The sequence below is a fragment of the Sphingomonas sp. AC435 genome (assembly GCF_979253005.1).
This window is the reverse complement of sequence record NZ_CEEDCJ010000006.1, coordinates 35619-49877: the sequence shown is the minus strand read 5'-3', so window position 1 is coordinate 49877 and position 14259 is coordinate 35619. Positions and strand designations below refer to the sequence as shown.

Sequence of the window (14259 nt, the reverse complement as noted above, 5' to 3'; positions counted from 1 at the left end):
AGCGCGAACACAGGAGACGACATGGCGCTCATCGCACTGCTCGCCGGCGACGGCATCGGCCCGGAAGTCACCGCGGAGGCGCGGCGCGTGCTGGAGGCGCTCGACCTCGGCCTGACGTTCGGGGAGGCTCCCGTCGGCGGCGCGGCGTACCGTGCGGCGGGACATCCGCTGCCGCCCGAGACGCTCGACCTTGCTCGCCGCGCCGATGCGATCCTGTTCGGTGCGGTCGGCGATCCCGCCTTCGACATGCTGGAGCGCGCGTTCCGGCCGGAGCAGGCGATCCTCGGCCTGCGCAAGGAACTCGGCCTGTTTGCCAACCTGCGCCCGGCGAGGCTGTTCGCCGGGCTGGAGGATGCGTCCGCGCTGAAGCCGGAAATCGCGCGGCGCATCGACCTCGTCATCGTCCGCGAGCTGACCGGCGACGTGTATTTCGGCGAGAAGGGCCGCCGCACGACGACGGAGGGTTTGCGCGAGGGTCACGACCTGATGCGCTACGACGAAAACGAGGTGGCGCGGATCGCGCGGGTGGGGTTCGAGACGGCGCGCACCCGCCGCAGCATCCTGTTGTCGGTCGACAAGGCCAACGTCCTCGAAACCTCGCAATTGTGGCGCGACGTGGTCGTGGAGGTGTCGGCCGATTACCCCGACGTCGCGCTCAGCCACATGTATGTCGACAATGCCGCGATGCAGATGGTGCGCGATCCCGGGCAGTTCGACGTGATCGTCACGGGCAATCTGTTCGGCGACATCCTGTCGGATCAGGCGTCGATGTGCGCCGGGTCGATCGGCATGCTGCCCTCCGCCGCACTCGACAGCGCGGGCAAGGGCCTGTTCGAGCCGATCCACGGTTCCGCGCCCGACATCGCCGGGCAAGGTAAGGCCAACCCCTGCGCCGCGATCCTGTCTGCGGCGATGATGCTGCGCCACTCGCTGGCAATGCCGGCGCCGGCCGACCGGATCGAGGCGGCGGTGGCGGCGGCGATCGCCGGCGGCGCGCGAACCGGCGATCTGGGCGGCACGCTGTCCACGACCGCGATGGCCGATGCGGTGCTGGCGGGGCTGTGAGAGGTCGACGCCCGTGACGGAACTGCTCGACCTCGCGGTGGTCGTGCCGACGTTCAACGAGCGTGGCAATGTCGCGACGCTGGTGGCGCGGCTGGATCAGGCGCTGTCGGGCATCCGTTGGGAAGTGATCTTCGTCGACGACGATAGCCCGGACGGCACCGCCGACGAGGCGCGCTCGCTCGGCCGCGTCGATACCCGCGTCCGCGTCATTCACCGGATCGGCCGCCGTGGGCTATCGTCGGCCTGTATCGAGGGGATGTGCGCCACCGCCGCGCCGGTCGTCGCGGTGATCGATGGCGACATGCAGCATGACGAGACGCTGTTGCCGGCGATGCTGGCGCAGTTGCAGGCGGACACCACGCTGGACGTGGTGGTCGGATCGCGCTTCTGCGAGGGCGGCTGCACGGGCGAGTGGGACCCCGACCGCGTCGCCAAGTCGGCGCTGGCGACGCGCCTGTCCGGCTATATTTTGAAGACCGGCCTGACGGACCCGATGAGCGGCTTCTTCATGATCCGCACCGCGGTGGCGCGGGCGCTGTCGCCGCGGCTGTCGGGTATCGGGTTCAAGATCCTGCTCGACCTGATGACCGCCGCGCCGGTGCCGATGCGCTTCGTCGAACTTCCCTATGTTTTCCGCGTCCGGACCGAGGGCGAGTCGAAGCTCGATCACGTCGTGGCGATGGAGTATTTGATCGCGCTGTATGATCGCCGGTTCGGGCGGTTCGTACCGGTGCGGTTCGCGATGTTCTCCGCGATCGGCGCGATCGGGGTGGGCATGCACATGGCCGTGCTGTCGCTGCTCTATCTGGCGATGGGCGTCAGCTTTTTGTCGGCGACGATCGTCGCGACGCTGGCGGCGATGACCGGAAACTTCTTCCTGAACAACGCACTGACCTATCGCGACCGGCGGCTGAAGGGGTTCAGGCAACTGGCCGACGGGTGGGTGTCGTTCTGCGTCGTCTGCGCGGTCGGGGCGGTCGCGAATGTCGGCGTCGCGGCATTCCTGCACGATGTCCACAACGACGCATGGGCGTTGTCCGCGCTGGCGGGGGTGCTGGTCGGTGCCGTGTGGAACTACGCGCTGTCGTCGCGCTTCGTTTGGGGGCGGTACTGATCCCGCGGAAGGTTAGGCTAAGGTTAGTCCAACGCGGCGTTTCGCCAAAGCCGTCGGGATGTCAAAGAACGGTTCGATCCAACGCATATAGCGGACCTCCGCCATGTAGGACAGCGGCCGCTCACGGCCAACTCCTCAGCCACATCCAGCGCAGGAACGACCGTTCCCCGGCCAGCGGCGCGGCGGAAAGGATCGGGTAGAAATACACGAACAGGCCGGCGACGAGCAGTAGATACGCTTCGTCCCGGCGGTCCACCCTCGCACGCCAGTGGTCGAACGCGACCGCGATCGGGATCGCCAGCCATATGCCGGGCAGGTAATAATAATAGAAGAACCCCAGCGACTTGGGGATCGCCGGCCAGATCGCGAACGACGCGATCCACAGCCCCGCCGCGACGCCCAGGCGCACGTCGCGCGTCCTGATCCAGCCCCAGGCGCACGCGGCGACCGCGACCAGTCCGCCCCACCACACCGCCGGGTTGCCGACGAGCAGGATGCCGCGCTGCGCCCAGTCGACGCGTTCGTACAGATACCAGATCGGGCGGATGTCGAGCGGCCACGTCCACCACGCCGACTGATAGGTGTGCGGCGGCAGCACCTGCGTCTGCTGCTGGTACATCGTCCACTGGAACGGGATCAGCGTCCGCCACGTCAGCGGCTGTTCGGCGTAGAAGAATGCCGGCAGGAACGTCGCGAAATACACCGCGACGCTGCCCAGCCCGAGCACCGCCAGCGCCACCTCCGCGTCCAGCCCGCGCCAGCGATCCGGACGCCCGCGCCGCAGCAGCACGAACGCGATGCCGGCGAACGCCACGTATGGCGCGGCGGTCCACTTACAGGCGGTCGCGAGCCCCAGCATCGCCGCGCCAGCCGCCCAGCGTCGCCCGACTCGTCCCGGTGGCGCATGCATCGCCCACAGCAGGCACACCGCGCCACCGACCACGAACGCCGCCATGAACCCGTCCAACATCGCGATCCGCGCCTGCACGAACACGGTGAAGTTCAGCGCGGTCAGCACCGCACCCATGACTGCCGGTCGCATCCGCCGCGTGCCCAGCCACAGCAGCGCGAACACGCCCGTCACGACGCCCGTCGCGGCCACGCTCGACAGCGCCCGCCAGCCGAGCGAGGTATCGCCGAACAGCCAGATTCCCAGCCCGATCAGCTCCTTGGCGAGCAGAGGATGCTCGATATTCTGCGGCCGGGCGAGCGCCAGCAGCGTCCGCGCGGCGGGGACGTAATGCACCTCGTCGAACACCAGACTGGTCGGCGTCGCCAATCGCCAGCCGAACAGCGATTGCGCGGCCACCGCGATCAGCAGCGCGACGGGCCAGGGTCTATCGGCGAAACGGCGGAGGACAGCGGACACGCCCCCGTCATGCCGTCGTTCGGCTTTTCCTTGCAAGGGACCGCGCACCGGGGGCAAAGCGGCGGGCATGAAGCGCAAGACCGGCCAGGACCGCACGATCACCCAGAACTGGCGTCCCGCGACCCAGGCGGTCCGCGGCGGCACCGCGCGGTCCGAATATGGCGAAACGTCGGAGGCGTTGTTCCTGACCTCGGGCTACGCCTACGACTGCGCGGGCGACGCGGCGGCGCGGTTCGCGGGCGAACAGGTCGGCATGACCTATTCGCGGCTCCAGAACCCGACGGTCGAGATGCTGGAACAGCGTATCGCCCTGCTGGAGGGCGCGGAAGCGTGCCGGACGATGGCGACCGGCATGGCGGCGATGACCGCGGCGCTGCTGTGCCAGTTGCAGCAGGGCGACCATCTGGTCGGCGGGCGCGCCGCGTTCGGATCGTGCCGGTGGTTGACCGATACGCTGCTGCCGAAGTTCGGCATCGCCACGACGGTGGTCGATGCGCGCGACCCGCAGGCGTTCGTCGACGCGCTGCGCCCCGAAACCAAGGTGTTCTTCTTCGAGACGCCCGCGAACCCGACGATGGATGTGGTCGACCTCGCCGCCGTCTGCGCGATCGCTCGCGAGCGGGGGATCACGACGGTCGTCGACAACGCCTTCGCGACGCCGGCGCTGCAACGGCCGATGGAGTTCGGCGCGGATGTCGTCGCCTATTCCGCGACGAAGATGATGGACGGGCAGGGCCGCGTGCTGGCCGGTGCCGTCTGCGGGACGCAGGACTGGATCGACAACACGCTGCTGCCCTTCACGCGCAACACCGGGCCGACGCTGTCGGCGTTCAACGCGTGGGTGGTGCTGAAGGGGCTGGAGACGCTCGACCTGCGCATCCGTCGTCAGTCGGAGAATTCGGTCAAGGTCGGCACCTTCCTAGAGGGGCGCGTGGCGCGCGTGATGCATCCCGGTCTGCCGAGCCATCCGCAGCACGAGCTGGCGATGGCGCAGATGAGCGCCGCCGGCCCGATCTTCGCGCTGGAAGTGCCCGGTGGGCGCGAGCAGGCGCATGCCCTGCTCGACGCGCTGGAGCTGGTCGATATCAGCAACAACATCGGCGACTCGCGTTCGCTGATGACGCATCCCTCCTCGACCACGCACAGCGGCGTCGCCGAGGAAAAGCGGCTGGAGATGGGCATCGGCGAGGGCATGTTGCGTCTGAACGTCGGGCTGGAGGACGCGGACGACGTGATCGAGGACCTCGATCAGGCGCTCAGGCGTGCCGGCCTATGACGTTCGACGCGATGAAGAGCCTGTTCGGCTATGCGGCGACGACGCGCGACGTGACGGTGCGCGTCGCCGTCAGCTACCTGCCCGAACAGTCGGAGCCGGGGCGGGGCCGCTGGTTCTGGGCCTATCACATCCGCATCGAGAATGACGGCACCGCACCGGTGCAGCTGCTGACCCGCCACTGGATCATCACCGATGGCCGCGGGGCGCGCCATTCGGTGGAGGGCGAGGGGGTGGTCGGCGAACAGCCGCTGATCGAACCGGGTGCGAGCTTCGACTATGTCTCCGGCTGCCCCCTCGCGACGCCCTCGGGGGCGATGCAGGGTACGTACCGGATGGTCGCCGAGGACGGCACGCTGTTCGACGCGGACATCCCGCGCTTTGCGTTGCATGCGCCGACGGTGTCGCAGTGACGGGGTATCACGCGACGCCGCATGAGCGAATCGCGCGGGCCAGCACTCCTTTCCGGAGGGCAACGGCATGAAGCGCACCCACCTCCCGCTCAATGGTCTGCGCGTGCTCGACGCCGCTGCGCGGCATCTGTCGTTCACGCGCGCGGCGGACGAGCTTGCCGTCACGCCCGCCGCCGTGGGCCAGCAGATCAGGGCGCTGGAGGATACGCTGGGCGTCGTGCTGTTCCGGCGCACCACGCGCGGGCTGGAGCTGACGCCGGAGGGCGAGGCCGGGCTCGCGCCCTTGCGCGACGGTTTCCTCCAGTTCGAGGAAGCGGTGCGGGCGATGCAGGCGGGGCAGTCGTCCAAGTCGCTGACCATCGCCGCGCCGCGCGACCTGACCGACAAGTGGCTGATGCCGCGCTTGGCCGCGATCGCCGCCGCCGACCGTGATCTGCGCTTCGTGCTGATCGGCGCGGACGAGACGGTCGACTTCACGCAAGCCAATCTCGACCTCGCGATCCGCTGGGGCGAGGGGCCGGGCGAGCATGAGGGCGAGGCGCTGGAATCGGACGGGATGGTCACCGTCGCCGCACCCGCCGTGGCGATCGACGCGCCGCTGATCGCGTGGCCGGGGTCGCCCGACGATACGGGCGCGCTGGTGCGGGTCGACGATGCCGGGCTGGCGATCGACGCCGCCGCCGCCGGGCTCGGCCGCGCGACCGTGCCGCAACTGCTCGCCGCCGCCGATCTGGCGTCGGGCCGGGTGATCGCGATGGGCGATCCGGTGCCGTCGCGGCTCGGCTATTGGCTGGTCGCGCCGTTGCCGCAGTGGCGGCAGGCGAAGGTCCGCGCGCTGGTCGACGCGCTGGCGCAATGAAGGCGATGTTCGACAGCGAGCGGCTGTGGATGCGCCCGCTGTCGACCGACGATGCGGAGGCGCTGCACGACGCGTATCGCGACGTCGACCTGATGCGCTGGTGGTCGAGCGCGCCGCATGCCGATCTGGCGGAAACGCGCGCCTATCTGATGCCGCGCAAGGCACCTGATGCGTGGGTCAGCTGGGCGATCACGCTGGACGGCACCGCGATCGGCACCGTGTCCGCGCACCGGCGTCGGCCGGGCGTATACGAGATCGGCTATCTGCTCGTCCGCCGATACTGGGGGCAGGGCTACGCGCGCGAGGCGGTGGCGCGGCTGATCGACCTGCTGATCGCGGAGGAGGGTGCCCGCCGCATCTTCGCCGATACCGACCCGGACAATGCCGGCTCGATCGCCCTGCTGGAACGCCTCGGCTTCCGCCGCGAGGGCCTGCTGCGCGAGGAGTGGGAAACCCATATCGGCATCCGCGACACCCTGCTGCTGGGACTTCTCGCGCGCGAGTGGCGCTGTCCTACAGAGGATTGAGGGAGTACATGGAGCAGGCTCTTTGACATTGTGGTCCGCGTGTCTGCTGGCTTGGCGCTTACGTGAAATTCGCTCGGCTAGGATGCTTTTTTTAGTCGTTAGCTGCCCCTCCGACGACGACGCCGCGCCTTGGTGGCACTCTCGGTCTCGGCATACTCTGTTGGCAGCACGTACTTGCCCGAGCGATCGTATAGGCCATCGTTCTTCGCTGAAAATGCCTTGAACAGCAGAAGCGCTCGCCAGCCGACGAACCCAAACCAAATCACATCGAAAGCGATGGCCGCGAGGACTACAACCGAGATTTCAAGACTGGCTGGTATCGGGCGAAGAAGAAGGGCGAAAAACCACGGGACCATCCCGACGAGAAGTGTCAAATTCCCAGCAGTAGTGATTGGCTTGCGCCTGAGGTCCCAGTCAACGAACCTGCGAATAAGTGTGGCCAGTCGCACCGGTACCATTTCTCACGTCGCGGCTATATCCGCAATTGGGCGTGAGCAGTCGTCCAGCGCGGACCAATCGCACACCGTTTTGACCGAAATGGAGGACACCTGTCCGGCGCCTCCACTTCCTCCACTTCGCCTGCATTATCCTGCGAAATCAGCAGCTCGGAACCGCGCGCTTCCAGCACCGACACCCCCGACTGCTCCCGTCGCGAAACCCCGAACCCGTCAGTTCTTCAACCGCCATCCGCGCCGCAGCAGCACGTAGCAGGCGACGCCGAGCGCCACGTCGATGCCCAGCACCACCAGCGATCCGACGAACACCGGCGAATCGGCGATGCCGAGGAAGCCGTAACGAAAGCCGGAGATGATGTAGAAGAACGGGTTGGCGTGGCTGAACGCGCGGAAAGCCGGAGCGAGCTTGTCGACCGAGTAGAAGGTGCCCGACAGCAGCGCGAGCGGGGTGACGACGAAGTTGGTCACCGCGGCGGCGTGGTCGAACTTCTCCGCCCAGATCGACGTCAGCACGCCGAGGAAGGCGAGGAACAGCGACCCGAGCAGGCCGAACCACAGGATCGCCAGCGGTGCGTGCGGGGTGACGTGAACGCCGGGGTACAGCGCCATCGCCGCCCACACGACGATGCCGACGATGATCGCCCGCGTCACCGCGCCGCCGACCAGCGCCGACAGCAATTCCATCGTCGACAAAGGCGGTTGCAGATAATCGACGATCGTCCCCTGGATCTTGCCGACCAGCAGCGAGAAGCTGGCATTGGCGAAGGCGGGGCCCATCATCCCCTGGCTGATGATGAGGCCCGGCGCGATGAAATCGGCGAACGCGACCTCCGATCCGCCGACCAGAACCGGGCGTTTCGCGCCCGTCGCGACGGTGAAGACGACGAGGAACAACAGCGTCGTGATCGCCGGTGCCCAGATCGTCTGGAGCTGCACCTTGAAGAAACGGCGCACCTCCTTGATATAGAGGGTGCGAAGGCCGCCCCAGTTGATGTTCCGGATGACGGGCACGCCGGGGGCGTTCCTCACCAAAGTTTGACCGATCGGGGGCTGGCTGCTCATGGCGGGGTCGGGTACTCCCTGCGGCTGCCGCCCGCAACGATGACGATAAGGAATACGCATGTCCTGGACCGACGAGCGGATCGATACGCTCAAGACGATGTGGGAGGCCGGCCAGACCGCCAGCCAGATCGCCGAGGCGCTGGGGCAGGGCGTCAGCCGCAATGCCGTGATCGGCAAGGCGCACCGGCTGGGCCTTCAGGCGCGCCCGTCACCGGTGCGCGCGAACGACTCGGCGGCGACCGCTGCCGCAGCCGCGCCGACACCGGCGCCAATGCCAGCGGCTGCACCGCCGCCGGCGCCCGTCGTAGCGGCTGCTCCGCCGCCGCCGCCCGTGGTCGCACCGGTCGCCGCGCCGCCGCGCGCTGCCGCGCCGGAGATCGAGGACGAGGACGAGGCGGAGGAGGCTGCACCCGCCGTCGTTGCAGCGCCTCCCGCGCCGCCGCAGCCGATCATGCGCTCGGTCGGCCCCGGTGGCTTCCTGCGTCAGGCGCCGGGCGAGCAGCAGCCGCCGATCGCCCCCGCGCCGCCGCGCCGGCTGGTTCCGGCCAAGCCATCGGCGGAGATCGCGGGCAAGACCAGCCTGCTCGATCTGAACGACCGCATCTGCAAATGGCCGCTGGGCCATCCGGGCGAACCCGATTTCCACTTCTGTGGTGAGAAGGTGAACCCGGGCTTCCCGTACTGCGTCGATCATTGCGGCCACGCCTATCAGGCGCAGCTCCCCCGCCGCGACCGCCGCCCGCCGCCGCCGCTGCCCTTCGGTGGCCCGCGCGTCCGGTAGGTCCGATGCCCCTCCTCCAGGCAGGAGGGGCGTCCAGTCCCGCTTCGGCACGCACAGGATGCTTGCCTGCGCTTAACCGATATGAAAGTCGGTCAGGCTAGCATGGGACGATCATGACCGATCAGGCATTCTCCGACGAAGACGGCTCGACAGCCGGCGGCACCACCAGCCGCCGTGCGCTGATGCTCGGCGCGGTCGGGGCGAGTGCGGTGGTGTCGATTCGACCCGCACTGGCGCAGACCGCCGGCTCCGTCCTGAACTGCGAGATCGCGGTGCCGGAGCGCACGCGCGCCGGTAACTGGATCACCGCGGACGGCAAGACGGTAGCCTCCGGCACCAAGGGGGCGTTCCCACCCGCCAGCCGCGCCTACAAGGGCGAGGAGGTGAAGCGCGCGCTGAACGGCAGCACGCTGCCCGGCACCGATACCGAGCGCAGCCGCGCCTACGTGAATTATATCCGACGCCTGCAACGCGGGCAGGGCGGATTCACGTGTTTCGCCTCGTTGCAGATGCCGCGCTGATCCCATGCGCCTGCGCGCCGAGCGGGCGACCGTGTCCGTGCCGCTCGACGCGTTCGTCGCGGTCCTTCACCGCCCGTCCGGTGCGACCCACCTGCTGACCGAACCCGCGCCGCAAATCCTGACCGCGCTGGGCGACGAGGCGGTGACGCTAGACGAACTGCTGGTGCGGCTGGCGTCGGGCTTCGATCTCGGCAGCCGTGCACGGGAGGCGCTGTCGGCACGCGTTGCGGAGCTAGTCGACATCGGCCTGATCGTCCCGGAATGAGACATTCGGTCCACCTTCGGATCGGCCCGGCTGCGTTCCGCATCGGGTCCGACTGGGCCGCGCCGGTCGATGCGCTCGCCGACCTGTACCGCGACTATCCGGTGCCCGACGTGCCCGACTTCACCGTCCGGCTGGAGGCGACACGCCCGTGGCGGCGCTGGCTGCGTCCGTCGGTGCAGATCAATGGCGACTATATGCTACCGGAGGCCGCGCCGCTGCCGCTGGCGCACGGGCTGCTCGCCGCCGAGATGGGCATGAACCTGCAACTTGCGCTCGGCTGGCGGCGTCATCTGCTGCTGCATGCGTCGGCGGTGGAGCGGAACGGCCGCGCGCTGCTGATGAGCGGCGAATCGGGCGCGGGGAAGTCCACGCTGGCGGCATTGCTGATGGGGCGCGGCTGGCGGTTGATGGGCGACGAGTTCGCGCTGATCGCACCGGTGACCGGTATGGCGCACGCCTTTCCCCGGCTCGTGAGCCTGAAGGGCGGGGCGATCGGGGCGGTGGCGGGCGATCGCTGGGGTCCGCTGCTGCCGGGCACGCCGAAGGGTGACATCCGCCACCTCGTTCCCGACGCACGCGCCATCGCGGCGATGGACGAGCCGGCGCGGCCGGCGCTGCTGTTGTTCCCGCGCTTCGGCGAAGAGCGCGCGGTGCGGGAGATGCCGGCAAGCGAGGCGTTCGTGCGGCTGACTCAGGCATCGACGAACTACACGCTGCTGGGCGAGGCTGGGTTCGCGGCGCTGACCCGGCTGGTGACGGAGGTGCCGGCATTGGCGATCGACTATCCGGACAGCGAGACTGCGCTGGCGATGGTCGAGGAGCTTTGGCCATGAGAGCTGTCGTCGGGACCGACGCGATGCTGCTGGTGCGGGCGCTGCGCGACCCGACATCGGTTCTAGACTTGGACGCGGACGGCTGGACCGCGCTGCTGACGATCGCGCGGGCGGAGCAGCTGGCGGGAACGCTGGCGCACAGGCTGCACGGGCTGGCGGTGCCGCCGGCGGTCGCCGCGACCCTCGCCGATGCGCGCCAGATCGCGGAGCATGCCCGCCGCACCGCGCTGTGGGAGGCGAACGTCGTTGCGCGCGTCCTCTTGCCGCTGGGCGTGACGGTCGTGCTGTTGAAGGGTACCGCCTATGCCGCGAGCGGGCTGGCGGCGGGGCAGGGGCGATCGATCGGCGATTGCGACATCCTCGTGCCGCGCGAGGCACTGGAGACGGTGGAGACGGCGCTGATCGCGGCGGGATGGGAATGGGTGAAGCCGGACCCCTATGACGACGCCTATTACCGGCGCTGGATGCACGAACTGCCGCCGCTGATCCACCGCGAGCGTGACCGGATGATCGACGTGCATCACACGATCCTGCCGCTGACCGCGCGGCCGAAGCCCGATGCGGCGGCGCTGATCGCGGACGCCGTGCCGCTGGGCAACGGGCTGTCGGTGCTGTCGCCGACGGACATGATCGTTCACGCCGCCGCGCATCTGTTCGCGGACGGCGATCTGGCGGGGGGACTCCGCAACCTGTGGGACATTCGCCGCCTGATCGAGGAGTTCGGCAAGGACGGGCTGGCCGATCGTGCCGCGCATCACGGTTTGACCGCGCCTGTCGCAAGAGCGGTTCGACTGGCGGAGTCGCTGTTCGGCGACGGCCCCGCGACCGACCGCCTCTACTGCCGCCGCCTGCTGGCGCGCGACGGGTGGGGGAGGGCGACACGGCCGGCCACGCGGCTGGGCTTCTACGTCCGGTCGCACTGGCTGCGCATGCCGCCGGCGATGCTCGCGCGGCATCTCTGGATCAAATGGCGGAAAGCCGCTCCAGCGTAGGCATGAGTTCGGCGTATCCATCGATCGTCGCATCCGCGCCGAGGTCGCCGACCGGCCGGTCGAGGAAACCGAAGCTGCACGCCACGACCGGCACATGCGCCGCCTGCGCCGCCTTCACGTCGTAGATCGAATCGCCGACGAATGCCGGGCGCCCGCCGCCGCAGCGCGCGATCATCTCGATGATCGGATCGGGTTTGGGCTTGCCGCGTCCCGGCCCCAGCGTGTCGCCGCCGATCAGGCAGGCGAAGCGCGCGGTCAGGCCGAGTTCCTCGAGAATGCGTTTCGCGTAATGTTCCAGCTTGTTGGTCACGACGGCCAGCGTGACACCGCGGGCTGCGAGAGCGTCCAGCGCGTCGAGTGCTCCCGCATAGGGTTGCGTCAACACGACCATGTTCGCCTCGTAATAGTCAAGCAGGCGGCGGTGCAGCACGTCGAGTTCGGCATCGGTGCAGCCGCCGGTCGCGGCCATGCCCTGCGCCAGCATGTGCCGCGCGCCGCCCCCGATCATCGGCGTCACCTGATCGACGGTCAGCGTCGGTCGGCCGGCACTCTCCAGCGCGTGATTTACCGCAGCGGCGAGATCGCCCGACGTGTCGAGCAGCGTGCCGTCCATGTCGAAGCCGACGAGGTCGAAAAACGATGAAGTCTTGTCCATGATCGCCCGCAAGACGGCACCGCTATGGAAATGGCAAGATGTTCGTGGCACCGGCGCGGCATGAGCCAGCCTGATACCCCGGTCACCGCGCCTTTGGCCGTCATCGTCCTAGCCGCCGGCAAGGGCACGCGGATGAAATCCGATCTGCACAAGGTGCTGCACCCGGTCGCGGGGCGGCCGATGCTGCTGCACCTACTCGCCAGCCTCGACGGAGCGGGAGCCAGCCGCCGCGTCGTCGTCGTCGGTGCGTCGGGCGAGCAGGTCGAGGCGGCCGTCGCGGGCAGCGGCGTCGACATCGCGTGGCAGCACGAGCAGCTCGGCACCGCGCATGCCGCGTTGCAGGCGAAGGCGGCGCTGGCGGACTTCGACGGCATCGCGATCGTCTGCTTCGGCGATACGCCATTGCTGTCGACCGACACCGTGGCCCGGCTCGCGGCGCGGCTGGAGGCGGAGGATGCGCCGATGGTCGCGGTGCTGGGTTTCCGGCCGGCTGATGCCGCCGCGTACGGACGGGTGATCGCCGACGCTGACGGCACGATCCGCAAGATGGTCGAATACAAGGATGCGTCCGAGCAGGAACGTGCGGTCGACCTGTGCAATTCGGGCGTCACCGCCGTCCGCACCGCCGATCTCTGGCGCTTGCTGGAGGCGGTTGGCAACGACAATGCGGCGGGCGAATACTATTTGCCCGACATCGTCATGCTGGCGATCACCGAGGGAGCGCGTGCGGTCGCGATCGAGACGGGCGCGGACGAGGTCGCGGGCATAAACAGCCGCGCCGAACTGGCCGTGGTGGAAGAGGGCTGGCAGGTACAGCGCCGCCTGCGCGCGATGGCGGAGGGCGCATCGCTGATCGCGCCGGACACCGTCTGGTTCTCGCATGATACCGTCATCGGCCGCGACGTGACGATCGAACCCAATGTCGTATTCGGTCCCGGCGTGTCGGTCGCGGACGGCGCGGTGATCCACACGTTCAGCCATCTGGAGGGTGCGACGGTCGGCCCCCGGGCGGATGTCGGTCCTTATGCGCGCCTGCGTCCGGGTGCGGTGCTGGGAGCGAAATCCCGCGTGGGTAATTTCGTCGAAGTGAAGAAGGCGACGCTGGGCGAGGGGGCGAAGGCCAACCATTTGAGCTATATCGGCGACGCGGACGTAGGCGCGGGCGTCAACATCGGCGCAGGGACGATCACCTGCAACTACGACGGTTTCTTCAAGTATCGCACGACGATCGGGGCGGGGGCATTTATCGGCTCGAACTCCGCGCTCGTTGCGCCGGTATCGATCGGCGCAGGCGCGATCGTCGCGGCGGGATCGGTCGTGACGAAGGATGTCGCCGCCGACGCGCTGGCGCTGGTGCGGCCCGCGCAGGTCGAAAAGCGGGGCTGGGCCGCGCAGTTTCGAGCGCTGATGACGGCGCGGAAGGGTGGCAAGTGATATCGCTGCGTGATATCTTGCGGATATGAGGACTCTGGTCAACATACCCGACGACGACGTTGCTGCGCTCGATGAGCTTGCACAGCGCAATGGACGATCGCGCGCAGCGGAACTGCGTGTTGCCGTATCGCAGCACCTGCGTGATCGAAGCAGCAACGACTGGATCGCGCGCGGAGCAGGGTATTGGAAGCACCGCCAGGACGTTGGCGATGCTGTCGAGTATCAGCGCGCGATGCGCGAAGACCGCGACGGTTTCTGATCCGACGTGGAGCCGTTCTTCGACACCAATATCCTGATCGACTGGCTCGTCGATCGTCCGTCGGCAGCCGCCGAACTGCAACGCTATGGCCGGCATCGCATTAGTCGTGTCGTCTGGACGGAGATCCTAGCGGGGGAACGACCCCAGCAGCGAGCGACCGTTGCTCGCCTGCTGTCTCCGTTCGAGGTTGTCGAGATCGATGCGCACATAGCCGCCGCAGCGGCAGCGATTCGTCACGACACGCGGATGAAGTTGCTGGACGCGTACATTCTGGCAACAGCACGCGTGAACGGTGCGATGCTCGTCACCCGCAACACCAAGGACTTCCCCGCGGACATGCCCGGCATCCGCGTCCCCTATACCTTCTAGACAAAGAGACATT

At 68.4% G+C, this 14259-nt stretch carries 18 protein-coding genes; 14 read left to right on the top strand and 4 right to left on the bottom strand.

From position 1 onward, the window contains the following. The first annotated feature begins 21 nt into the window (after positions 1-21). A complete protein-coding gene (leuB, locus tag AC0CH8_RS12705) occupies positions 22-1065 on the top strand; it encodes a 3-isopropylmalate dehydrogenase (RefSeq protein ID WP_465240212.1) in 1044 nt (347 codons plus the stop codon). A gap of 13 nt (positions 1066-1078) precedes the next feature. Then, entirely contained in the window at positions 1079-2179 is a 1101-nt protein-coding gene (locus tag AC0CH8_RS12700; protein ID WP_465240211.1) for a glycosyltransferase family 2 protein, read from the top strand. 121 nt (positions 2180-2300) lie between these two features. Here AC0CH8_RS12700 and AC0CH8_RS12695 read toward each other — a convergent pair whose 3' ends face one another. Further along, positions 2301-3548, bottom strand: a complete 1248-nt coding sequence (locus AC0CH8_RS12695) for a phospholipid carrier-dependent glycosyltransferase (protein ID WP_465240210.1) — start codon at positions 3546-3548, stop codon at positions 2301-2303. Between the two features lie 67 nt (positions 3549-3615). Here AC0CH8_RS12695 and AC0CH8_RS12690 point away from each other — a divergent pair, with 67 nt between their 5' ends. The 4 genes from AC0CH8_RS12690 (at position 3616) to AC0CH8_RS12675 (ending at position 6620) form a co-directional block, all read left to right on the top strand. Beyond that, on the top strand, positions 3616-4824 hold the full coding sequence (locus AC0CH8_RS12690) for a trans-sulfuration enzyme family protein (protein WP_465240209.1): 1209 nt from the start codon (positions 3616-3618) through the stop codon (positions 4822-4824). A gap of 11 nt (positions 4825-4835) precedes the next feature. Beyond that, positions 4836-5234 carry a Co2+/Mg2+ efflux protein ApaG gene (gene apaG, locus AC0CH8_RS12685; RefSeq protein ID WP_055848884.1) on the top strand — a complete coding sequence of 133 codons (399 nt, stop codon included), beginning with the start codon at positions 4836-4838 and terminating at the stop codon, positions 5232-5234. 67 nt (positions 5235-5301) lie between these two features. Then, positions 5302-6093 carry a LysR family transcriptional regulator gene (locus AC0CH8_RS12680; protein ID WP_465240208.1) on the top strand — a complete coding sequence of 264 codons (792 nt, stop codon included), beginning with the start codon at positions 5302-5304 and terminating at the stop codon, positions 6091-6093. Further along, positions 6090-6620, top strand: a complete 531-nt coding sequence (locus tag AC0CH8_RS12675; RefSeq protein ID WP_465240207.1) for a GNAT family N-acetyltransferase — start codon at positions 6090-6092, stop codon at positions 6618-6620. Before AC0CH8_RS12680 ends, AC0CH8_RS12675 begins: the two co-directional genes overlap by 4 nt. Before the next feature lie 98 nt (positions 6621-6718). Here AC0CH8_RS12675 and AC0CH8_RS12670 read toward each other — a convergent pair whose 3' ends face one another. Then, positions 6719-6994 carry a hypothetical protein gene (locus AC0CH8_RS12670; RefSeq protein WP_465240206.1) on the bottom strand — a complete coding sequence of 92 codons (276 nt, stop codon included), beginning with the start codon at positions 6992-6994 and terminating at the stop codon, positions 6719-6721. Between the two features lie 294 nt (positions 6995-7288). After that, positions 7289-8137 (bottom strand): ABC transporter permease, encoded by an 849-nt coding sequence (locus AC0CH8_RS12665; RefSeq protein WP_055848618.1) that lies wholly within the window; start codon positions 8135-8137, stop codon positions 7289-7291. A gap of 58 nt (positions 8138-8195) precedes the next feature. Between AC0CH8_RS12665 and AC0CH8_RS12660 the strand changes: the two genes are divergently transcribed. The 5 genes from AC0CH8_RS12660 (at position 8196) to AC0CH8_RS12640 (ending at position 11529) form a co-directional block, all read left to right on the top strand. Then, positions 8196-8918 carry a GcrA family cell cycle regulator gene (locus tag AC0CH8_RS12660; RefSeq protein WP_465240205.1) on the top strand — a complete coding sequence of 241 codons (723 nt, stop codon included), beginning with the start codon at positions 8196-8198 and terminating at the stop codon, positions 8916-8918. Between the two features lie 113 nt (positions 8919-9031). Beyond that, entirely contained in the window at positions 9032-9439 is a 408-nt protein-coding gene (locus AC0CH8_RS12655; protein ID WP_465240204.1) for a hypothetical protein, read from the top strand. Positions 9440-9443: 4 nt separating this feature from the next. Then, entirely contained in the window at positions 9444-9704 is a 261-nt protein-coding gene (locus AC0CH8_RS12650; protein WP_465240203.1) for an HPr-rel-A system PqqD family peptide chaperone, read from the top strand. After that, the gene (locus tag AC0CH8_RS12645) at positions 9701-10537 is read left to right on the top strand and encodes an HprK-related kinase A (RefSeq protein WP_465240202.1); all 837 of its coding nucleotides are present in this window, start codon (positions 9701-9703) and stop codon (positions 10535-10537) included. The genes AC0CH8_RS12650 and AC0CH8_RS12645 overlap by 4 nt, the downstream gene beginning before the upstream one ends. Further along, a complete protein-coding gene (locus AC0CH8_RS12640; protein ID WP_465240201.1) occupies positions 10534-11529 on the top strand; it encodes a nucleotidyltransferase domain-containing protein in 996 nt (331 codons plus the stop codon). The genes AC0CH8_RS12645 and AC0CH8_RS12640 overlap by 4 nt, the downstream gene beginning before the upstream one ends. Here AC0CH8_RS12640 and AC0CH8_RS12635 read toward each other — a convergent pair. Beyond that, positions 11501-12184 carry an HAD-IA family hydrolase gene (locus AC0CH8_RS12635; protein ID WP_465240200.1) on the bottom strand — a complete coding sequence of 228 codons (684 nt, stop codon included), beginning with the start codon at positions 12182-12184 and terminating at the stop codon, positions 11501-11503. The two genes, AC0CH8_RS12640 and AC0CH8_RS12635, sit on opposite strands and share 29 nt — an antisense overlap. Positions 12185-12244: 60 nt before the next feature. Between AC0CH8_RS12635 and glmU the strand changes: the two genes are divergently transcribed. From glmU to AC0CH8_RS12620, 3 genes are read left to right on the top strand one after another with little or no spacing between them, the layout of a single operon-like run. Further along, positions 12245-13618, top strand: coding sequence for a bifunctional UDP-N-acetylglucosamine diphosphorylase/glucosamine-1-phosphate N-acetyltransferase GlmU (glmU, locus tag AC0CH8_RS12630; protein ID WP_465240199.1), 1374 nt, complete (start codon positions 12245-12247; stop codon positions 13616-13618). Positions 13619-13643: 25 nt separating this feature from the next. Next, complete coding sequence (locus AC0CH8_RS12625; protein ID WP_465240198.1) at positions 13644-13877, top strand: ribbon-helix-helix protein, CopG family; 234 nt, start codon at positions 13644-13646, stop codon at positions 13875-13877. Positions 13878-13883: 6 nt separating this feature from the next. After that, complete coding sequence (locus tag AC0CH8_RS12620) at positions 13884-14246, top strand: PIN domain-containing protein (RefSeq protein WP_465240197.1); 363 nt, start codon at positions 13884-13886, stop codon at positions 14244-14246. Positions 14247-14259: the final 13 nt, after the last annotated feature.